The organism is Cupriavidus sp. DB3 (genome assembly GCF_020418465.1).
In the GTDB taxonomy this organism is placed as follows: Bacteria; Pseudomonadota; Gammaproteobacteria; order Burkholderiales; family Burkholderiaceae; genus Cupriavidus; species Cupriavidus cauae.
Window position 1 is genome coordinate 333,883 of the sequence record NZ_JAIZPL010000001.1, and the last position, 21,045, is coordinate 354,927.

15 protein-coding genes are annotated in these 21,045 nt (G+C 70.1%); 10 read left to right on the plus strand and 5 right to left on the minus strand.

Annotated elements, in window-relative coordinates; translation table 11 throughout:
• Nucleotides 1-86: 86 nt before the first annotated feature.
• The 3 genes from K7G19_RS01475 to K7G19_RS01485 form a co-directional block, all read right to left on the minus strand.
• A complete protein-coding gene (locus tag K7G19_RS01475) occupies nt 87-1,358 on the minus strand; it encodes an MFS transporter (RefSeq protein WP_226105358.1) in 1,272 nt (423 codons plus the stop codon).
• A gap of 281 nt (nt 1,359-1,639) precedes the next feature.
• Nucleotides 1,640-2,632, minus strand: a complete 993-nt coding sequence (locus K7G19_RS01480; RefSeq protein ID WP_226105360.1) for an SDR family oxidoreductase — start codon at nt 2,630-2,632, stop codon at nt 1,640-1,642.
• A 179-nt stretch (nt 2,633-2,811) separates the two neighbouring features.
• The gene (locus K7G19_RS01485) at nt 2,812-3,699 is read right to left on the minus strand and encodes a LysR family transcriptional regulator (protein WP_149318176.1); all 888 of its coding nucleotides are present in this window, start codon (nt 3,697-3,699) and stop codon (nt 2,812-2,814) included.
• 210 nt (nt 3,700-3,909) lie between these two features.
• On the opposite strand from K7G19_RS01485, the gene K7G19_RS01490 reads away from it, so the two are divergent.
• The 5 genes from K7G19_RS01490 to K7G19_RS01510 all read left to right on the plus strand — a co-directional run bounded on the left by K7G19_RS01490 (nt 3,910) and on the right by K7G19_RS01510 (nt 11,528).
• Nucleotides 3,910-4,761: an amidohydrolase gene (locus K7G19_RS01490; protein ID WP_226106273.1), complete on the plus strand. Its 852-nt coding sequence runs from the start codon at nt 3,910-3,912 to the stop codon at nt 4,759-4,761.
• Nucleotides 4,758-5,762, plus strand: a complete 1,005-nt coding sequence (locus K7G19_RS01495) for a tripartite tricarboxylate transporter substrate binding protein (RefSeq protein WP_370639465.1) — start codon at nt 4,758-4,760, stop codon at nt 5,760-5,762. Before K7G19_RS01490 ends, K7G19_RS01495 begins: the two co-directional genes overlap by 4 nt.
• A 314-nt stretch (nt 5,763-6,076) precedes the next feature.
• On the plus strand, nt 6,077-9,208 hold the full coding sequence (locus K7G19_RS25030; RefSeq protein ID WP_226105362.1) for an autotransporter outer membrane beta-barrel domain-containing protein: 3,132 nt from the start codon (nt 6,077-6,079) through the stop codon (nt 9,206-9,208).
• A gap of 137 nt (nt 9,209-9,345) precedes the next feature.
• Complete coding sequence (locus tag K7G19_RS01505; protein ID WP_149318178.1) at nt 9,346-10,272, plus strand: LysR substrate-binding domain-containing protein; 927 nt, start codon at nt 9,346-9,348, stop codon at nt 10,270-10,272.
• Nucleotides 10,273-10,511: 239 nt separating this feature from the next.
• Nucleotides 10,512-11,528, plus strand: coding sequence for a tripartite tricarboxylate transporter substrate-binding protein (locus tag K7G19_RS01510; RefSeq protein WP_149318179.1), 1,017 nt, complete (start codon nt 10,512-10,514; stop codon nt 11,526-11,528).
• A 123-nt stretch (nt 11,529-11,651) separates the two neighbouring features.
• On the opposite strand, the gene K7G19_RS01515 is transcribed toward K7G19_RS01510, so the two are convergent.
• Nucleotides 11,652-12,107: a nuclear transport factor 2 family protein gene (locus K7G19_RS01515; protein ID WP_226105363.1), complete on the minus strand. Its 456-nt coding sequence runs from the start codon at nt 12,105-12,107 to the stop codon at nt 11,652-11,654.
• 339 nt (nt 12,108-12,446) lie between these two features.
• Between K7G19_RS01515 and K7G19_RS01520 the strand changes: the two genes are divergently transcribed.
• Nucleotides 12,447-15,356, plus strand: coding sequence for an EAL domain-containing protein (locus K7G19_RS01520; protein WP_226105364.1), 2,910 nt, complete (start codon nt 12,447-12,449; stop codon nt 15,354-15,356).
• A 52-nt stretch (nt 15,357-15,408) separates the two neighbouring features.
• Here the strand turns inward: K7G19_RS01520 and K7G19_RS01525 are convergent, their stop codons facing one another.
• On the minus strand, nt 15,409-16,614 hold the full coding sequence (locus K7G19_RS01525) for an acyl-CoA dehydrogenase family protein (RefSeq protein WP_226105365.1): 1,206 nt from the start codon (nt 16,612-16,614) through the stop codon (nt 15,409-15,411).
• A gap of 181 nt (nt 16,615-16,795) precedes the next feature.
• Between K7G19_RS01525 and K7G19_RS01530 the strand changes: the two genes are divergently transcribed.
• The 4 genes from K7G19_RS01530 to K7G19_RS01545 all read left to right on the plus strand — a co-directional run bounded on the left by K7G19_RS01530 (nt 16,796) and on the right by K7G19_RS01545 (nt 20,998).
• Nucleotides 16,796-17,908 carry an LLM class flavin-dependent oxidoreductase gene (locus K7G19_RS01530; RefSeq protein ID WP_226105366.1) on the plus strand — a complete coding sequence of 371 codons (1,113 nt, stop codon included), beginning with the start codon at nt 16,796-16,798 and terminating at the stop codon, nt 17,906-17,908.
• Between the two features lie 94 nt (nt 17,909-18,002).
• The gene (locus K7G19_RS01535) at nt 18,003-19,031 is read left to right on the plus strand and encodes an ABC transporter substrate-binding protein (protein ID WP_150083467.1); all 1,029 of its coding nucleotides are present in this window, start codon (nt 18,003-18,005) and stop codon (nt 19,029-19,031) included.
• 3 nt (nt 19,032-19,034) lie between these two features.
• On the plus strand, nt 19,035-20,138 hold the full coding sequence (locus K7G19_RS01540) for an ABC transporter permease (RefSeq protein WP_226105367.1): 1,104 nt from the start codon (nt 19,035-19,037) through the stop codon (nt 20,136-20,138).
• Nucleotides 20,132-20,998 carry an ABC transporter ATP-binding protein gene (locus K7G19_RS01545; protein ID WP_226105368.1) on the plus strand — a complete coding sequence of 289 codons (867 nt, stop codon included), beginning with the start codon at nt 20,132-20,134 and terminating at the stop codon, nt 20,996-20,998. Before K7G19_RS01540 ends, K7G19_RS01545 begins: the two co-directional genes overlap by 7 nt.
• The last annotated feature ends 47 nt before the right edge of the window (nt 20,999-21,045 follow it).

A 21,045-nucleotide genomic window follows, 5' to 3' on the forward strand; every position in this document is an offset into this window, starting at 1 on the left:
TGCAGGGAACGCCATGGTAGCGCAGCGCGATGGCCGCAGGCCATCGCAGGCCATCGCGGGCCGTCGTGCCCGGTTGCGGCCCGTCCTCAGGCGGTGGCCGGTGCGCCGCGGCGCGAGGCGTCCGACAGCGACAGCAGATAGACCACCAGGCCGCCCGCCGCCAGCAGCAGGCCGACCCAGCCGGTCGATTGCCAGCCCAGGCCGGCCGCGATGGTCACGCCGCCGAGCCAGGCGCCCAGCGCGTTCGCCATGTTGAAGGCCGAGTGATTGAGCGCCGCGGCCAGCGTCTGCGCATCGCCGGCGACGTCCATCAGGCGGATCTGCAGGGCCGGGCCGAGCGCGACCACGGTGCCGATCAGCAGCACATTGGCCGACGCCAGCCAGGCGTGCGGCGCGGTCAGCACGAAGGCGCCGAGCACCGCAGCGGACCAGACCAGCACGCCGCCGATGGTCGGCATCAGCGCCTTGTCGGCCAGCTTGGAGCCGGCCAGATTGCCGATCACCATGCCGACGCCGAACAGCGCCAGCACGAAGGGAATGCCGCTGGCGGGCATGTGCGCCAGTTCGATCATCGTCGGCTTGATATAGCTGAACACGGCGAACATGCCGCCGAAGCCGATCGCGCCGATGCCGAGCGTCAGCCAGACCTGCTTGCGGCCCAGCGCCGACAGCTCGCGCAGCGGACTGGCGTGGCGGTCGGCCGGCACGAACGGCACCCAGCGCCAGACCAGCAACACCGTCAGTGCGCCGATCAGGCCGACCAGCGCGAATGCGGAGCGCCAGCCCAGCCATTGGCCGATCGCCGCGGCGATCGGCACCCCGACCAGCGTGGCGACGGTCAGGCCCAGCATCACCATGCCGACCGCCTGCGCGCGGCGCTCGCGCGCGACCAGGCTGGCGGCGACCAGCGCCGCCACGCCGAAGTAGGTGCCATGCGGAAAGCCGGTCAGCAGCCGCGCGACGATCATCGAGCCGTAGCCGGGCGCCAGCGCGCTGGCGAAGTTGCCCATCGCGAACACCGCCATCAGCGCCAGAAGGAGGGTGCGGCGCGGCAACCGCGCGCCGAGCACCGCCAGCAGCGGGGCGCCGATCACCACGCCGAGCGCATAGGCGCTGATCAGGTGGCCGGCGGCCGGGATCGTGATGGCCAGGTCGCTGGCGGCGTCGGGCAGCAGGCCCATGATGACGAATTCGCCGGTGCCGATGGCGAAGCCGCCGACACCCAGCGCCAGCAGCGCGAGCCGCCCGGCGCGGCGCTCCGCCTTGCTGGTGGCGGAGGAAGCGGCTGGGGAAGGGGCGGGAGCGTCGTGTGAAAAGGAGTCGATCGGATCGTATGGGCTACCGTCAGGGGCGGACATGAGGAGATGACTGCAAGAGATCGCGCGGACGCGTGTTGTTTGGACCTTGTGATGAACCGGAGCGCGGGCTCTGCGGCCCGCTGGCACGCCCGGTCGCGATCGAAGCGAGCGAAGCGATCCGGGCGGCCGGTTTGGCCGTTATTGTGAAGCAAAACGCGCGGCCGTGCTGCGACGCAGCATGACGGCACCGCCATGCGGAGGGTTCCGGGACGGTTCTCCGAGGGTTCTCGGAGGGTTCTGGGAGGGTTCTGGGAGGGTTCTCGGAGGGTTCTCGCCAGACCCTAGTCGGCCTGGCGGCGCCGCCGGGCCAATATGCCCAGGGATACGCCCAGGGCCAGCAGACCGGCGCCGATCAGGCCGGCCTGCGTGGCACGCGATCCCTCGTTGCGGTTCCGCCAGCCGCCGTCCACCGCCATATAGCCCTCGGTCGGATCGAACAGATTGCCGTCGGTGCGCGGCGCGGGGTCGGCCCGGTCCAGATAGCGCTGGGCGAGCTGCTGGGAAAAGCGCCGCGTCAGGCCCGGAGTGACCAGATTGCCGACGCGGGACAGCCACGCCACGCTGCCGATGGTGGTCGCCTGGCGATGCGGCCGCGCCGCCGCCCGCACGATCGCACGGGCGATGGCACGGGGATCGACCAGCGGCCGCGGCGGCCGGATCGCCTTGCCGGTGTAGTTGGCGCAATGCCGAAAGGCCGGCGTATCGGCCACCGCCGGAAAGATGTCGCAGACGTGGATGCCGGGGAAGGGCAGCAGCTCGGCGCGCAGCGCCTCGCTGAAGCCGCGCAGCCCATATTTGCTGGCGGTGTAGGACACGCCATAGGCCGACGGCGACCAGGCGTTCATCGACAGCACATTGATCAGCGTGCCGTGTCCCTCGCGCTTGAAGTAGGGCAGCACCGCGTGCGCGCCGTACAGGTAGGCGATCAGGTTGGTCCGCAGGACGCGCTCGTGGGCATGCACCGGCGTCTGTTCCAGCAGGCCGACCGTGCCGACGCCGGCATTGTTGATCCAGACATCGATGCGGCCGTCGCCGGTGTCGGCCGCGAGCCGGGCCAGCGCCGCGACGGCTTCCGCGTCGCCGACGTCGGTCGGCACCATCAACGTGTCGGCGCCGTGCGCCGCGCAGACATGGGCCACTTCGCGCAGCGCCGCTTCTCCGCGCGCCGCAAGCACCAGGCGCACGCCTCTGCGGGCGAAGGCCTCGGCGGTGGCCCGTCCGATGCCGCTGGACGCGCCGGTGATGACGATGGTGACGGGACGGGACGGACGCATGGTCACTCCTTCGCGGATCGGCAATCGTGCGGGGTGACGATGCAAACGGCATGCCACGGCGACATCCCCTGCCGAACCTGTTATCCGCCGAGCGTGTCATCCGGCGAGTGTGTCGGACGCTGAGCCCGTCCCCGCCGTGCCTGCTCGCCGCGGTGCCTGTCCGCGCCCGTGCCGCGCTGCTACGCCGGCCCCATCTCCAGGCTGGCGAACAGATCGGCCAGCGTCGGCACCGAGCGCGCCGGCCAGATCGCCGACAGGTCGAAGGTCGGCAGGGCATCGCCATCGCGGACCTCGCAAAAGCGCACGCCGCGGAAGTTCAGCGAACGGATCCAGCTCGGCAACAGCGCCACGCCGCAGCCCCCCGCGACGCAGGCCAGCACGGTCAGCGTCCGGTTGGCCTCCTGCGCGACGTGGGCCTCGTGGCCGGCCTTGCGCATCGCATCGAGAATGCCGGCATAGAAGGCCGGCAGCTGGGCCTGCGGATACATCACCAGCCCGGCCTCGGCGATCTGCGCCAGCGACACCTTGCCGTCCGGTCCGGGCTCGAGCTCGTCGGGAATCGCCGCCACCAGCCGGTCGCGCAGCAGCGGGCGCTCCCGCATGCGTCCGCCCACCGCCACCGGCGTGTGCATCAGGCCGAGATCGATGGCGCCGGTGCGCAGCGCCTCGGCCTGCTCGGCATTGCTCATCTCGCGCAGGATCACGCGCACGCCCGGCGCGCGCCGGCGCAGCTCGCGCAGCGCGCGCGGCAGCGTATCGAACAGCGCCGAGGACACCAGCCCGATCGTCAATTGCCCCGCGCTGCCGCGGCCGATCTCCTGCGCGCGCCGGGCCGCCGCGTCGATGCGTTCGACGCTGGTGCGCACATCGTCGAGGATCGCCAGCGCCGCCGCGGTCGGCTGCGCGCCGCGGCGCGAGCGCTCGAACAGCCGGACGCCCAGGTCCTTCTCCATGCGGGCCAGCGCGGTGCTCAGCGCCGGCTGCGCGATGCCGAGCCAGTCGGCGGCGCGGCTGACGCTGCCATGGTCGATCACGGCGAGGAAGTAGCGCAGGTGGCGGGTTTCCATATCGAAACGGTATGAATAAACAGATTCTGGATAATGGAAAACTATACCCGCGCTCCCTAGAATCCGTCCGAACTATCGTTGTCCATTCAGCCGTTTTCGATCCGGAGCCGCGCCTTGTCCCAGTCTTCGCCATCCGCGCCGCCGCCTGCGTCACCATCCGCGTCACCATCAGCGCTGCCGCCTGCGTCACCATCCGCGTCACCATCAGCGCTGCCGCCTGCGTCACCATCCGCGTCGCCATCGACGCGACCCGCCGTCGACTCGCATGCCCATGTGTTCGAGCACGGCCTGGCGCTGGCGGCGGTCCGGCGCTACCGGCCGGACCACGACGCGCTGCTGGGCGACTATCTGGCACAGCTCGACGCGAATGGCCTGACGCACGGCGTGCTGGTCCAGCCGAGCTTTCTCGGCACCGACAACCGCTACCTGCTGGCGGCGCTGCGTGCGGAGCCCGCCAGGCTGCGCGGCGTGGCGGTGGTGGACCCGGCCATCGAGGATGCGGAGCTCGACGCCATGGCCGCCGCCGGCGTGGTCGGCATCCGGCTGAACCTGATCGGCCTGCCGGCGCCCGACCTCGGCACGGCGCCGTGGCGCGGCTTGCTGGAGCGCATCCATGCGCGCGGCTGGCACGTCGAATTGCATCTGCCCGCGGCGCGGCTGCAGGAAGTCATGCCCGCGCTGCTGGCGGCCGGTTGCCGCATCGTCGTCGATCATTTCGGCCGGCCCGATCCGGCGCTCGGCGTGGCTGACCCGGGTTTCGACGCTCTGCTGCGCCACGCCGACAGCGGACGGGTCTGGGTCAAGCTGTCCGGCGCCTATCGCAACTGGCCCGATGCGCAATGCGCGCAGGCAGGGCGGCTTGCGGCACAGCGGCTGCTGGAGGCCTTCACCGCCGGGCGCCTGCTGTGGGGCAGCGACTGGCCCCATACCCAACATCCACACGTGTCCTACGGCGCTACCCGCCAATGGCTCGACGACTGGATCGACGATGTCGCGCAGCGCCGGCAATTGCTCGGCGATACCGCGCTGAACCTATTCCAATTCCAAGGAGACTCCGCATGATGCTGCCTGCCCTGTTCCACACGCTGTCGCGCCGCGCCGGCGCCTGTCTGTTCGCCGCCTCGGCGGTATTGCTGGCCGGTGTTGCCACGCCCGCCGCCGCGGCCTATCCCGAGCGGCCGGTGACGCTGGTCGTCACCTATCCGCCCGGCGGCACCGTCGACGTGGTCGCGCGCCTGCTGGCGCCGAAGCTGTCGAGCGTGCTCGGCCAGCCGGTGGTGATCGACAACCGCGGCGGCGCGGGCGGCATGATCGGCGGCGCCTATGTCGCGCGCGCCAAGCCGGACGGCTACACCCTGATGCTCGATGCCTCGAATCACGCGCAGAATCCGGCGCTGCACAGCCGCATGCAGTTCGACACGCTGAAGGATTTCGCGCCGGTGTCGCTGCTGCTGCGCGTGCCCAATGCGCTGGTGGTCACGCCGTCGTATCCGGTCAAGACGGTGGCCGACCTGATCAAGCTGGGCCAGGCCAACGCCGGCAAGCCGGTCTACTTCGCCTCGGCGGGCAACGGTTCGGCGCAGCATCTGGCCGGCGAGCTGTTCAACCTGATGGCAAACACGCGGCTCGAGCATGTCGCCTACAAGGGCGGCGGTCCGGCGATGGTCGACGTGATGGCGGGGCAGGTGCCGGTGATGTTCGCCAGCATGGGTTCCGCGTGGCAGCACATCAAGAACGGCAAGCTGCGTGCGGTTGCCGTCGGCGGCGCCAAGCGCTCGAAGGCCGCGCCAGAACTGCCGACCATCGCGGAGGCGGGCGTGCCGGGCTACGAGAGCTACGAGTGGAACGCGGTGTTCGCGCCGGCGGGCACGCCGGCGGCGATCGTCGAGCAGGTCTCTCGCGCGCTGGCGCAGGTGCTGAAGGACCCGGTCGTGGCCGAACAGCTTGCCGGCTTCGGCGCGGAGACCGTCGGCTCGACGCCGGCCGAGCTCGACGCCTTCCGCCGCGCCGAAATCGCCAAGTGGAAGAAGGTCGCCGCGCAGGCGAAGCTCAGCCTCGATTGAAGTCCCCGGTCTCGCGCCGGCGCATGCGAACAGGGCATGCGCCGACAGCGGGGCGCGCCCGGTGACGGTAGCGCCGCAGATCAAAAATCCCCGGCACAAAAACGCGCACTCTCTGCGCGTGACAGTCGCAGAATAGACCGCCATGCAGGCGGGCCCACGCAGGCCTTCGGCGAAAGGCCGCGGCACGGATCCGACGACGATGGTCCGCCGGCATGTCGTTCGAAACCGGGGAGACTGTCATGCGCACAACCTGTTGTCAGCAAGCGGGGGTGCGTCCCCCGCGTCCCTCGCCCACGCGGCGCGGCAAACCACTGGTGAGGCATTGCATCGGACGCATCGGACTCGCGGCACTGGGCGCCATCGGCGCGCAGACGCAGGCGCAGACGCCGATCGGCCCGGGCCTCATCACCAATTCCATCATTCTCGACGCGCAGGACGCGGTCGTGGCCGGCGGTACCACGATCGACGTGCCTGCCACGCCCGGCGCGGGCTGGGCGCTGGTTGCCAGGAACGGCAGCCGCGTGGTGTTCGATACCACGCAAGGGCCCATTCGCCTGGCGACGCGCACGGCCGCGGGCCAGGCGTTGCGCGTCGAGCAGAACGCGGTCGTGGAGACGGCGCCGGGCGCCGGCTCGCCGGGCGGTCTGTCGATCGGCACCAGTGCGAACGGCGAATTCGGCGTCGGCGTGTTTTCCGGCGGCAGCGTCGCCTTGTCCGGTGCGACGATCGCGACCGCCGGCGGCGCGAGCGGCGATCTGCGTGCGCAGGGCGTATTCGTTCAGGGCGCCGGCAGCCGCGCGGCCCTGGTCGAAGGGTCCATCACCACCACCGGAGGCGGCAGCGGGGCGATGGCGGTCGGCGGCGGCACGCTGACGCTGACCCGCGTGCCCATCACGGTGCGCCAGGCCGCGGCCGCCGGCCGCTATGGCCTGAACGCGCAGACGGGTGCGTCCATCACGATGAATGGCGGATCGATCGTCACGGAAGGGGCGACCGGCACTGCGGTGCGTGCTTCGGGCATGGGCGGGCCGGGCGCGCGGATCGCGATCGCCGACGCGACTGTGGCGACCGCCGGCAGCAACGCGCACGGCGCCTTCGCCACCGACGGCGCGCGAATCGACGCCGTGCGCACGACGGCCAATATCCGCGGCGACAGTGCCGCCGGCTGGTTTGCCACCCACACCGGCCAACTTGCCGCGACGGACAGCACCGTGACCACCGCCGGCCTCGACGGCTACGGCGCCTATGCCCGCGCAGGCGGCAGCATCGCGCTGCTGCGTGGCGCGGTGACGACCGCCGGCGAGCGCGCGGTCGGCCTGTTCGTCGGCGATGCCGGCACCACGCTCAACGCCACCGAGGTCACCGTGTCGACCGCCGGCGCCGATGCACCGGGCGCCGCCGTGTTCCGCGCCGGCACGTTGGCGATGGCGCGTGGCACCGTGCGCACCACCGGCGATGGCAGTCACGGCCTGAGCGCGATCGGCGACGGATCGTCGGCGGCGCTCGCCGGCACCGCGGTCGGCACGCAGGGCAACGGCGCCCATGCCTTTGCGGTGTACCAGGGGGCCACGGTCACCGCGACGGGGATTACGGCCGAGGCGAGCGGCACCGATGCCTCGGCCCTGTTCCTCACGGGGTTGTCTGGAACCCACTCGCGCGCCGACTTGATCGGCGGCAGTCGGCTGACCAGCGCCTCCGGTCCTGCCATCGCCGTAGCGGGCGGCACCGCAACGGTCGGGCTGGCCGATGCCACCGTCAGCGGCGGCACGCTGTGGCTGCGGGTCGGACCGAACGACGCCTTTGCCGCGGCGGCCCGCCGCACGATGCAGCCGCCGGGCGAGCAGCGGGACAACGAGGCATCCTCGAATCCCTTGGCGACCGAACGCGATCCGTCGATTGCGACCGGCACCACGATCGTCACCACCGGCCCCGAGCCGGGCTTCGGCACGATCGTCGCGGACAACAGCCGCATCACCGGCGCGGCCTTGACCGAGCCGGGCAGCGTGTCCGATGTGAGCCTGAGACGGAACACGCATTGGGACATGACCGGCAATTCCAACCTGACGCGGCTGACAATCGATGCGAGCCAGGTCGTATTCGCGCCGCCGGTGGCCGGTGCCTTCAAGACGCTGACGGTGCAGCAATACACCGGGGTCGGCGGACTGATCGCGCTGAACACGCGGCTCGATGCCGACGATTCGCCGTCGGACAAGCTGGTGGTGCAGGGCAGTGCCGGCGGACAGTCACGGCTGCGGATCGTCAACGCCGGCGGTGCGGGCGCGCTGACGACCGCGAACGGCATCCAGGTGGTCGAGGCGACCAGCGGCGCCACCACCACGACCGACGCCTTCGCGCTCGATGGCCGCGTGGTGGCCGGCGCCTACGAGTACCGGCTGTTTCGCGGCAGCCTCGATCCCTCGTCGCCGCAGTCGTGGTATCTGCGTTCCGAGCGCGAATCGACGCCGCCCGGGCCGCTGCCGCCGCGGCCGCTGTTCCGGCCCGAAGCGGCGGCGTACCTCGCCAATCGCCGCGTCGCCGGCGAGATGTTCGTGCACAGCCTGCACGACCGGCTCGGCGAGCCGCAGTTCGTCGAATCGCAGGGCTTCGCGCCGGCCAGCCAGCAGCCGCGCTCCGGGTGGCTGCGCGTGGTCGGCAAGTGGGAGGGCAGCCACAGCCGCGACGGCAACTTCCAGGTCGATACCGATACCTTTCTGCTGCAGGGCGGCGCCGAGCTGGCGAAGTGGGCGCTGTTCGGCACCGCGGACCGCGTCCATCTCGGCGTGATGGGCAGCTATCTGGCGGCGAGCACCGACGCCGAGGCCGCCGGCAATCCGGCTCGCGCCCGCGGCAAGGTCGACGGCTTCAGCGCCGGCGTCTATGGCACCTGGTACCAGAACGACCACAACAAGCTCGGCGCCTATGCCGATACCTGGTTCCAGTACGGGTGGTTCGACCAGCGGGTGGAGGGAGCGGGGCTGCCGGCGGTCAAGTACGACGCGCATGGACTGGCGGTGTCGGGCGAGGTCGGCTATGCGATCCCGCTGCGTGGCGGCTGGGTGATCGAGCCGCAGGCGCAGCTGATCTATGTCGACTATCGGCAGGACGACATCGCGGAAACCAACGGTACACGGATCGCCGGCGGCGATGCGCACGGTCCGATCACGCGCCTCGGCCTGCGCCTGCATCGCACCTTCGTCCAGGGCGACACGCGCCGCATCCAGCCCTATCTGACGCTGAACTGGTGGCACGCCGACACCGACCGCCGCATGACCTTCGACCGCGTCACCGTCGGCGATCTCTATCCCGAGAACCGCTACGAGGCCAAGCTCGGCGTCAACGCGCAGCTCGACAAGCGCTGGACCGGCTGGGCCAACCTGGCGGGCGCATGGGGCGAGCAGCGCTATCACCAGTACGTGGTCCGGGCGGGGGTGAAATACACGTGGTGATGCAGCGTGGGTTTGCTCCTGTCGCCGCTGGCGATGGCGTTCTCGTTCAGCGAAGGGGATATGCCTCCTGCCGGGAAACGGCGCGCTATGATTTGCCCCCTGACGAGCCGTTAGCGTTGCCAAGGAGCAAGCCCACGATGCGGGACCTGGATTTGACCAGCCTGCGCCTGTTTGTCGCGGTCTGCGAGACGCGCAATATGGCGCGGGCCGGGGAGCAGCAGCATATCGTCGCGTCGGCGATCAGCAAGCGGCTGGCGCAGCTCGAGGATACGGTCGGCGCGCAGTTGCTCGAGCGGCGCCGGCGAGGCGTGATTCCGACGCCGGCCGGCGAGATCCTGCTCGAGCATGCGCGGGCGATGCTGGCCGCGGCCGATCGGGTCGCGCGCGACATGGCCGACTACGGCTCGGGCATCAAGGGGCAGGTCAGGCTGCTGGCCACGGTGTCGTCAATGGCGGAGTCGCTGCCCGACGATATCGCCGGCTTCCTGCAGCAGCCCGAGCATCGCGATATCCGCGTCTCGGTCGAGGAGGGCGTGAGCCGAGAGGTGGTGCGGGCCGTGCGGGAGGGCTCGGCGCCGCTCGGCATCTGCTGGGATGCCGCCGATCTGGAAGGGCTCGCCACGCGGCCCTATCGCGCCGACCATCTGGCTGCGGTGGTGCACGCCTCGCATCCGCTCGCCGAAGCAAACGAATGCGCGTTCTCCGATACGCTGGACTTCGACCATATCGGCCTGCCGGCGCAGACCGCGGTGCACACCATGCTGGCGCGCCACGCAGCGATCGTCGGCCGGCCGGTGACCTATCGGGCGGTGGTGTCGACCTTCGACGCCTCGCTGCGCTGCGTGCGCGCCGGGCTGGGCCTGGCGATCATGCCGCGCGAGGTGGTTGAACCGGTCGCCGCGAGCCTGGACGTGCGCGTCGTGCCGCTGACCGACGGCTGGGCGCATCGGCGCTTCGCGATCTGTTTCCGCGACGAGCAGAGCCTGTCGCCGGCCGCGCGCATGCTGGTGGCGCATCTCCAGCGGATGGCGGCCGACGACGGGCAAGACGCGCTGCAGCGCTGATCCGTCTTCGGCGACGCCCCACCGGCAAGCGCAACGGCGGTCCGCAGCAAGGACCGGCGGCAAGGGGCGCCGCAAGAGCGCAGCCGCACCCCCGGTACCAACGATCCGCATAAACCCGGCTTCCGCTGACCCGTACGATGGCTTAAGCAATGGCAGATGGCGCCGAAGCGGTCGGTTGGCCGACACTACGGCGATTTCGAGCCCTGGATACGCAGGGCATTACATCCGGAGACATCGCCATGGCTGTTCCTACTGCGTCCACCCGTTCCCTTCGACCGCTCGCTTCGCTGCGCCGCCTGACCGTCGCGGCGCTCGGCCTGTTTGCCGCGGCCGGCGTGCAGGCGGCCGATCCCTTCCCGCACAAGCCGATCGCCCTGGTGGTGCCGTTCTCCGCGGGCGGTCCCACCGACGTGGTCGCGCGCAGCCTGGGCCAGGCCATGTCCAGGCACCTCGGCCAAAGCGTGGTGGTCGAGAACCGCACCGGCGCGGGCGGCACCATCGCGCCGGCCTATGTCGCCCGCGCCGAGGCCGACGGCTATACGCTGCTGATCCACCACAACGGCATGGCCACCGCGCCGGCGCTGTACCGCAAGCTGTCGTACGACCCGCTGAAGGACTTCGAGTACATCGGCCAGGTCGCGGACGTGCCGATGACGCTGCTGGGCAAGAAGGACCTGCCGCCCAACAACACCGCCGAACTGGTCCGCTACGTGCAGCAGAACGAGTCGAAGATCAATCTGGCCAACGCCGGCCTCGGCGCGGTCTCGCAGCTGTGCGGGCTGCTGTTCGAGCAGGCCACCAACGTCAAGCTGAACGTGATTCCGTTCCAGGGCACGGCGCCGGCCATGACGGCGCTGCTGGGCGGTCAGGTCGACGTGCTGTGCGACCAGACCACCGCGACGCTGCCGCAGATCGCCGCCAACAAGGTCAAGCTGTACGGCGTCACCACGCCGCAGCGGATCCGTGCCTTGCCCAATGCGCCGACCTTGCAGGAAGGCGGGCTCAAGGGCTTCGAGATGAAGGTGTGGCACGGCGTGTACGCGCCGAAGGGCACGCCGGCGCCGGTGGTGGCGCGCCTGACCGCCGCGCTGCAGGCCGCGTTGAAGGACCCGGCGGTGGTCAAGCGCCTGGATGAGCTGGGCGCCGAGATCGTGCCGCCGGCCAAGCAGACGCCCGAAGGGCTGAAGACCTGGCTCAAGGCGGAAAGCGACAAGTGGCAGCCGATGCTGCGCAAGGCCGGCGCCTTCGCCGACTGAGCGGCGAGCACCGGCCCCTCGCGGCCACACCAGGGCACACCCCAGTGCCACACACCTGGGGGGGCACGCCCCCCAGGGCACATCCCACGGCGCCGCCGGCTCAATGCCGCGGCGCCTTCCCTGTCACGGTTTCGCGCGCGGCGCCTTGCCCGTCAGCGTTTCCCTCGCGGCGCCGAGCCGCTCGCCCATCGCCGCGCCCAGCGCCTGCAACCCGCTCATCGGGCGCACCATTACCTCGAACTCGACGATCCGGCCTTCCTCGTCGAAGCGCAGCATGTCGATGCCCTTGAGCGCCTTCCCGTCGACCTCGGCGCTGAATTCGAGGACGACGCTGCTGCCGTCGGTGCTGGCGAAGGTGCGGTGATAGCGGAAGTTCTGGAACACCGTATTGACGGTCTTCAGCACCAGCTTGATCGCCTCGCGTCCAGGGTAGGGGGTATGCGCGACCGGGGAGCGGAACACGATCCGGTCCGACAGCAGCGGGTCCAGTTCCTCCATCGCATTGCGTTCCAGCAACCGATGCCAGGTCGCCAGCGTGCGGCGGGCGGCGTCGGACAGGGGCTGGTCGTCGACTTCCATCAGGCTCTCCTCTTCGGGTGGGGGACACCGGTTGGCGCTACGGCGAGCCCGGATCCGTATGCCCGGCGTGTTCGCGCTATGCAACCAGTTGCAATAAGAATAGCAGCGCGCAGGGTGCTATGCAATCAGTTGCATAGCGAGAGTCCACTTCGACCTCAGGCAGCGGCGAAGCGCTATCGCCTGGGTCTTCCTGCCCGGATGGCCGCTCATCGAGTGTCGGACAGCGCTGGATAGCGAGGGGCATCGGAGGTGCGCTACAGTGCCGCCCAATGGCCCGGTACCGGCCCAGTCGGCCCCCACGACGCGCCTTCCGTCCGCCATGCAACCATCACCACGCCCATGACCCCTCGCGCCGCGCCAGGCCGACAAGAAGCGCCATCGGACGATGGCCGGCAACCCTTCGCGCTGTTTCGCGGCGACCGCGGCGCGGCCGCCCTCGAGGCGCTGCTCAACGCGCTGCCCCATCCGGTACTGGTCAAGGACCGCGCGCATCGCTGGCTGCTGTTGAACGACCAGATGTGCGAGCTGATGGGCCACAGCCGCGCGACCCTGCTCGGCCGGACCGATCACGACTTCCTGCCCAAGGAACAGGCCGACGGCTATTGGGCGGTCGACGACGAGGTGTTCGACACCGGCGAGGAGCGCGAGGTCGAGGAGACCCTGACCGCCGCCGACGGCAGCAAGCGCGTGCTGGCCACCCGCAAGCGCCGCGTCATGCTGGCCGGACCGGGCGGGGCCCCGATGCCCGTCGTGATCGCCTCGATCATCGATATCACCGACATCCGCCGGGCCGAGAGCGCGCTGCGCGAGAGCGAAGAGCACTACCGTCATTCGGTCGAACTCAATCCACAGGTGCAGTGGACCGCCGACGCGCAAGGCCTGGTGTCCGAAGCCGGGCCGCGCTGGGAGGAACTGACCGGCATGGCGGTGGAGCAGGGCATGGGGACCGGCTGGACCGGCCAGGTCCACCCCGACGATCTCGACGAAACGCTGCGGCGCTGGCAGGCCAGCGTCGACAGCGGGGCGCCGTTCGACAAGGCCTTCCGGCTGCGCATGCGCGGCGGCGAATACCGCTGGTTCCGCTCGCGCGCCGCCGCCCGCCGCGACGGCGAGGGCCGCGTGCTGCGCTGGTACGGCACGCTGGAGGACATCGACGATCGCATGCGCGCCGAGGCGGCGCTGCGCGAGAGCGAACGATTCAGCCGCAGCATCCTGGAAAACAGTCCGAACTGCATCCGCGTGCTCGATCTGGACGGACGCGTGCTGTACGCCAACGCGACCACCTACCGCCTGCTCGAGATCGAAGACGACGAACCGGTGCTCGGCGAGCGCTGGATCGACCTGATTCCGCAAGGCTGCCGTACGAATGCCGGCAAGGCGCTGGACGCGGCGCGCGCGGGCGGCATCGGCCGCTTCACGATCCGCCGCCATACCCGCAGCGGCGCCGTCCAGTGGCTCGACACGGTGACGGCGTCGATTCCCGGCGAGCAGGGCCGGCCGGCCCGCCTGCTGGCGATCTCGCTGGACGCCACCGAGGCGCGCGAGGCCCGCGAGGCCGCCGACCGCGCGCAACGCGAGGCGCAGCAGCTGGCCCAGCGGCTGTCCGCGGTGCTGGAGAGCACCATGGACAGCGTGATCGTGATCGATCGCGACTGGCGCCTGACCTACTTCAACGGCAACGCCGCGCGCGCCTTGCAGGAGCGCGCTCCCGCCATCGGCCGCAGCCTGTGGGACATGTTTCCCGAGGAAGCGGACGGCGTGTTCGCGCGGCACTACCGGCGCGCCCTGGACGAGCAGGTGCCGGTGGCCTTCGAGGAATACCTGCCGCCGCTGGCGATCTGGCTCGAGGTGCACGCCTATCCGACGCCCGAGGGCCTGTCGATCTTCTTCCGCAACATCACCGAACGGCGCCGCGCCGAACAGGAGCGCCTGGCCGCGCAACAGCACCTGGCCTATCTGAGCCGGCACGATGCGCTGACCGGCACGCCGAATCGCGTCGCCTTGCGCGAGCATCTGGACCTGCTGCTGCGCGAGCGCAGCCGCGCCGCCCTGCATTGCCTCGACCTGAGCGGCTTCAAGGCCGTCAACGATACCTTCGGCCATGCGGTCGGCGACGCCGTGCTGCGCCAGGTTGCCGACCGGCTGCGCAGTTGCCTGACCGAGGCCGATACCGTCGCGCGGCTGGGCAGCGACGAATTCGTGGTGGTACAGACGCCCGTGGCCGATGGCGAGCAGGCGGCCGCGCTGGCGCGCCGCATCCAGGGATGCCTGTCCGAGCCGTTCACGATCGAAGGGCATACCGTCACCATCGGCGCGAGCGTCGGCATTGCGCTCGCGCCGGAACACGGCGACCGGCCCGACGACCTGCTGCGCGCCGCCGATATCGCGCTCGACCGCGCCAAGCGCGAGGGCGCGTCCAGCGTGCTGGCCTTCCACGCCGACATGGACGCGCAACTGCGCGCCCGCGTGGCGATCAAGCGCGATCTGCACCAGGCGCTGGCCGACGAACAGTTCCTGCTGCATTACCAGCCGGTGTACGACCTCCGTTCGGGACAGATCCGCTGCTTCGAGGCGCTGCTGCGCTGGCAGCATCCCGACCGCGGCATGATTTCGCCGGCCGAGTTCGTGCCGATGGCCGAAGAAACCGGCCTGATCGTGCCGCTCGGCGCCTGGGTGTTGCGCGAGGCGTGCCGGCAGGCCGCGGCGTGGCCGGCGTCGGTGTCGATGGCCGTCAACCTGTCGCCGCTGCAGTTCCGCGATCCGGCGCTGGTCGATACGGTGCGGCAGGCGCTGCGCGACGCAGGGATATCGCCCCAACGGCTGCAACTGGAGATCACCGAATCGGTGCTGCTGCAGGAGAGCCAGTCGAACCTGTCGACGCTGCAGGCGCTGCGCCAGATCGGCGTGCGCATTGCGATGGACGACTTCGGCACCGGCTATTCGTCGCTGGGCTATCTGCGCAGTTTTGCCTTCGACAAGATCAAGCTCGATCGCTCCTTCGTCACCGATCTTCACGGCGGCAACGAGGGGCGCGCGATCCTGCACGCGGTGGCGAGCCTCGGCGCGGCGTTCAAGCTTGTCACCACCGCCGAGGGCATCGAGACCGCGAGCCAGCTCGCCGCGGTGCGTGAGGAGGGCTACGACGAGGGGCAGGGCTACCTGTTCAGTCCGCCGGTGCCGGCGGAGCAGGCCGCTCGCCTGCTGGAGCGCGGCGCCAGCGAGCATATCGCCGGGCGCCCCGCTTCATGAGCGTGACTTCTATGCGCATGACTTTACGAGCGTGCCTTTACGACCGTCGGCCTCATGCCAGCGCGTGCCTGCCCGCTGCAATCAGGATCGCGTCGTCCTGCGGCGTATGGACGCGGCTGCAGAGCACGTCGCGATAGTGGCGCTCCAGCGGGTTGTTGCGGCTCAGCCCATGATTGCCGGCCAGTTGCAGCGCCAGTTCGACCGCGCGGATGGCGTTGCCGGTCACTGTGAATTTCAAAAGCCCGCTGTCGCCGAATGACGGCGGCCGGCCGGCATCGACGCGCGCGGTCGCGTCGTCGAGCAGCGCCCGGTTTGCCTGCAGCAGCGCGGCGATTTCTCCGATGGTTTGCTGTACGCGAGGCAGGGTCGCCAACGGCGCGCCCAGGCTTGCCGGCGCACGGTTGCGCACGAAGTCGCGAATCCAGTCGAAGCCTGCGCGCGCCACTGCCTCGTAGAGACTACCGAGCAGCACCACCATCCAGGCCTGCTGATCGGCATTGCCGTCGGTATCGGCCTGGCTGGCGGCCGCCGGCGCCCATTGCTCGGGCGGCCGGATGTCGACCGCATATTCCGGCGGAATCCACACATCGTCCAGCACCGTCTCGTGGCTGCCCGACGCGCGCAGCCCCAGGTGGTTCCAGTTCTCGATCACGCGAATGCCGCGTGCCGGATCGGCAGGACCCGGCACCAGGAACACGCCGACGCGCGGCTGCGGCTCGTCGGTGCGCGCCCAGACCGCCAGCCAGCGCAGGGCCGGGATGCCGGTGCAATAGAGCTTGCGCCCGCGCAGCCGCCAGCCGTCGGCGGTGCGCGCCGCCACCGTGCCCGGCAGTCCGCCTCGCGAAGGCGAGCCCAGTTCGGGCTCGACGCGCAGCGCGTTGATCAGCGCGCCCTCGGACACGGCGCTGTCGAACACCTGTTGCGCGACCGCCGAAGGCCAATGCCGGTCGTCGCGCGCGATCGCGCGGTGCTGCAGATAGGTCATCGTCAGCACCAGCGCGGTGGCGGCATCTCCCGCCGCCACTGCCCCAACGATGCGGCGCGCCTGCGCCAGGTTCGCGCCGCCGCCACCATGGGCTTGCGGGACGACCTGCGCGATCAGGCCATGGCGATGCAGCAGCGCGAAGTTCTCGTGCGCGAAGCTGCCGTCGGCATCGTGCCGCGCGGCGTTGGCGGAGAAGGTGGCACGCAAGACATCCAGCGTTTCATCGAGGCGCGGCTCGCTGCTCGGCAGCCGGCGCAAGGCGGAGGAAGGCATGGCGGTGGTTCCCTGTGCGGATTCGGATCGGCGCCTAGCGTAACGCCGCGATGCCGCTTCGATGAACGATGCAAATCGAATATGGAGTCTCGTTTTTATTCGTTCGGCCGCGCGCGGGTTTGCCTTACGTTTGTCGCCAGATTCCGCCGCCGTGGCTGCAGCGGGCGACACAGGAGAACCCATGAGCGTCGACATCATCGGCATGATCCAGAGCCAGAAGCAATCCGAGATCCATCCACCCAGCGGGCCCGCCGTCGATCGCGACTATGTGCGGGCTTTCGCGCAGGCGCATGAGCAGGCCGGCTTCGACCGCATCCTGGTGCCGCATCATTCCACCGGGCCGTCGGCCACGCTGACGATCTCGTATGCGGCCGCAGTGACCGAGCGCATTCACTTCATGCTGGCGCATCGCCCCGGCTTTACCGCGCCGACGCTGGCCGCGCGGCAGATCGCGACGCTGGACCAGTTCAGCGGCGGCCGGCTCGGCGTGCATGTGATCTCCGGCGGCTCGGACGACGAGCAGAAGCGCGATGGCGACTATCTCGATCACGACGAGCGCTATGCGCGCACCGACGAATATCTCGGCATCCTGCGCCGCATCTGGACCGAAGACGCGCCCTTCGATCACGAGGGCCGCTATTACCGCTTCCAGCGCGGCTTCTCCGAGGTCAAGCCCGCACAGCGGCCGCATGTGCCGATCTACTTCGGCGGGGCTTCGGCGCCGGCGATCGAAGTCGCCGGCAAGCACGCCGACGTCTATGCGCTGTGGGGCGAATCGCTGGAGCAGGTGCGCGAGCTGACCACGCGGGTTCGTGCCGAGGCGGCGAAGCACGGCCGCCAGATCCGCTTCTCGGTGTCGTTCCGCCCGGTGCTGGCGGACACCGAGCAGAAGGTCTGGGAGCGTGCCGACCGCATTCTCGAACGCACCCGCGCGCTGCGCGTGCAGCAGGGCTACAGCCGCGGCGGGCCGCAGCAGAGCGAGGGCGCACGCCGCCTGCTGGCCGCCGCGGAGCAGGGCGATCGCGTCGATACCCGGCTGTGGACCGCGATCGCGCGCGAGACCGGCGGCCGCTCCAATTCGACCGGACTGGTCGGCACGCCCGAACAGGTCGCGCACGCGCTGCTCGACTACTACGACCTCGGCGTCACCACCTTCCTGATCCGCGGCTTCGATCCGCTCGACGATGCGATCGACTACGGCCGCGAGCTGATTCCGCGGCTGCGCGCGCTGGTCGCCGAACGCGAGGCGCAGCGGGCGCTTGAACACGCGCAGGGGCAACGGCAAGCGGCATGAGCCCGATTGCCGCGCCCGCAATGCGCGACAACACATACCAAAACCAAACCAAGACGAAATCAGGAACACCTCGAACCACGGGAGCCGTATCACCATGAGCCAACTCGAATCCCCCGCCGATGCCAAGCCCGCCGCCGGACGGCGGCGCGACGTGCTGCGCCTGGCCGGCGCCGCGGCCCTCGCCGCGCCGGCGCTGATGCTCGGCCGGCGCGCCTGGTCCGCGCCGCGCAAGCTGACCTTTGCGTGGAATCAGAACTCGTTCTGCCTGACGCCGATCGTGGTCGCGCAGGAAAAGGGCTTCTTCGAGAAGAACGGCCTGCAGGTCGATCTGATCAACTACAGCGGCTCCACCGACCAGCTGCTCGAATCGATCGCCACCGGCAAGGCCGACGCGGCCGTCGGCATGATCCACCGCTGGCTCAAGCCGCTGGAGGCGGGCTTCGACGTCAAGATCATCGGCAGCTCGCACGGCGGCTGCGTGCGGCTGGTCGGCGCGAAGGCGGCCGGCGTCACCAGTCTGCAGGCGCTGAAGGGCAAGACCGTCGGCGTCAGCGACCTGGCCGCGCCGGGCAAGCACTTCTTCACGATCCTGCTGGCCAAGAACGGCATCGACCCGGACAAGGACGTGACCTGGCGCCAGTATCCGGCCGACCTGCTCGGCGTGGCGGTCGACAAGGGCGAGATCCAGGCGATTGCCGACGGCGATCCGAATCTCTATCTGCTGGAGAAGCGCACCAACGGCGCCTACGTCGAACTGGCGACCAACCTGAGCGGCGAGTATGCGCGCAAGGTCTGCTGCGTGGTCGGCGCGCGCGGCGAACTGGTGCGCAACGACCGTCCCGCCGCGTCGGCACTGGCGCGCGCGATCGTGCAGGCCACCGACTTCGTGCACGAGAACCCGAACGAGGCCGCCAGGGTGTTCGCCAAGTACTCGCCGAAGATCTCGCTGGACGATCTGCGCAAGCTCTACGCGACGCTGACCTATACGCATCATCCGACCGGCATCGACCTGCGCGACGAGATCGCGTTCTATGCCGACGATTTCCGCCGGATCGGCGTGATCAAGAAGACCACCGATCCGCAACGCCTGGCACAGCACGTCTATGCCAATGTCCTGGGATAAATCATGAGTACGCATCAACCTGCGTTCGAGGGCGCGCGCGATGCCGGCCGGGCGGCGCGCCGGGCCGCACGCGCTTCGGCCTCCGCCTCGCCCTCGGTGGCTTCGATCACGGCTGCCGGCGCAGCTGCGAGCGCGGCCGCGCCGGCACAATGGCCCGTCGGTTACGTTGCCGCGCTGGCATGGGCGGGCTTCGGCCTGCTGACCTGGCGCTGGCCCAACCGCGTGGCCGGCTTCAGCGACTGGGCCTATACCGCCGAGCTCGGCGTCGCGGCGTTGGCCGTGGCGGCGGCGCTGGCGCTGTCCGCGGCAATCGGTGCGCGCGTGTGGGCGGGGCGCCGCGGCTGGACGGCGCTGCGCGGCGCCGGACCCTGGCTGGTCGCGCTGCCGCTGGTGCTGGCCGGCTGGGAGTTCCTGACCGCCAAGACCGGAACCTTGCCGACGCCGTTCTTCGCGCCGCCGCAGGCGCTGATCGAGGTCTATCTCGACGACTGGCGCCGGCTCGGCGACAGCGCGCTGAACACGCTGAAGCTGCTCGGCTTCGGTGTCGCGCACGGCGCGGTGGTCGGTTTCCTGATCGGCGTCTCGATCGGCTGGTCGCGGCGGATCGGCTATTGGGTGCATCCGGTTCTGCGCGTGCTCGGCCCCTTGCCGTCGACGGCCCTGCTGCCGCTGACCTTCTACTTCTTCCCGTCCAGCTATTCGGCCGCGGTGTTCCTGATCGCGCTGGCCACGGCCTTTCCGGTGGCGGTGCTGACGTGGTCGGGCGTTGCCAGCGTCGACAAGCGCTACTACGACGTGGCGCGCACGATGGGGGCGTCGGGCTGGTTCCTGGTGCTCCGCGTGGCGATTCCGGCGGCCTTGCCGCAGGTGTTCGTCGGCCTGTTCATGGGGCTGGGCGCGTCGTTCTCGGTGCTGGTCACCGCCGAGATGATGGGCGTCAAGTCGGGGCTCGGCTGGTACCTGACCTGGGCGCAGGGCTGGGCCTCCTACGTCAACATGTACGCGGCGCTGATCGTGATGGCGCTGCTGTTTTCCGGGGTGATCACGCTGCTGTTCGCGCTGCGCGACCGGGCACTGTCGTGGCAGAAGGGGACCGTCAAATGGTGAGCGCGGCGATTGCGGACAAGGCAAAGGCGACCGCGGTGCAGGGACCGGCAGGGTTGCATCCACAAAAGAACGACGGGACGGGTGGGGTCATTGAGCGCGAGGGAGCCGGCGCGCGCATCGAGGTACGACAGGTCAGCCACTGGTTCGGGGACGGCGAGACACGGCTGCAGGTGCTCGACCGGGTCGATCTGAAGGTAGAGCCGGGGGAATTCGTCGCGCTGCTGGGGCCCAGCGGCTGCGGCAAGTCGACCTTGCTGCGACTGGTTGCGGGCCTCGATGCGCCGGTGGAGGGTCAAATCCTGCAGGACGGCGCGACGATCGCCGAGCCGGACCCGTCGCGCATCGTCGTGTTCCAGGATCCGACGCTGTTTCCGTGGCGGCGCGTCTGGGACAATGTGGCGCTGGGCCTGCAGGCGCGCGGGCTGCTCGGCCGCGAACATCATCGCGTCGACGCGGCGCTCGAACGCGTGGGCCTGAAGGACTTCGCGCGCGCCTTTCCGCATCAGCTGTCGGGCGGCATGGCGCAGCGCGTGGCGCTGGCACGTGCGCTGGTCAACGATCCGCGCCTGCTGGTCCTGGACGAGCCGCTCGGCAAGCTCGATTCGCTGACGCGGCTGGCGATGCAGAGCGAGCTGGTCGCGCTGTGGCAACGCGCCGGGTTCTCGGCCCTGCTGGTCACGCACGATGTCGAGGAGGCGCTGTTCCTGGCGCAGCGTGTGATCGTGTTCAGCGATCGGCCGGCGCGCATCCGCGCGGAGATCGAGGTCGATCTGCCGTATCCGCGCCATCGCGGCGATCCGCGGCTGACCGAGATGCGGCACGAGGCGCTGCGGCATCTGGGACTGGACGCGAGCTGGTGATGGAGGAAGCGTTGCGGGAGACGTTGGACGGGGCGTTGGAGGGTGCG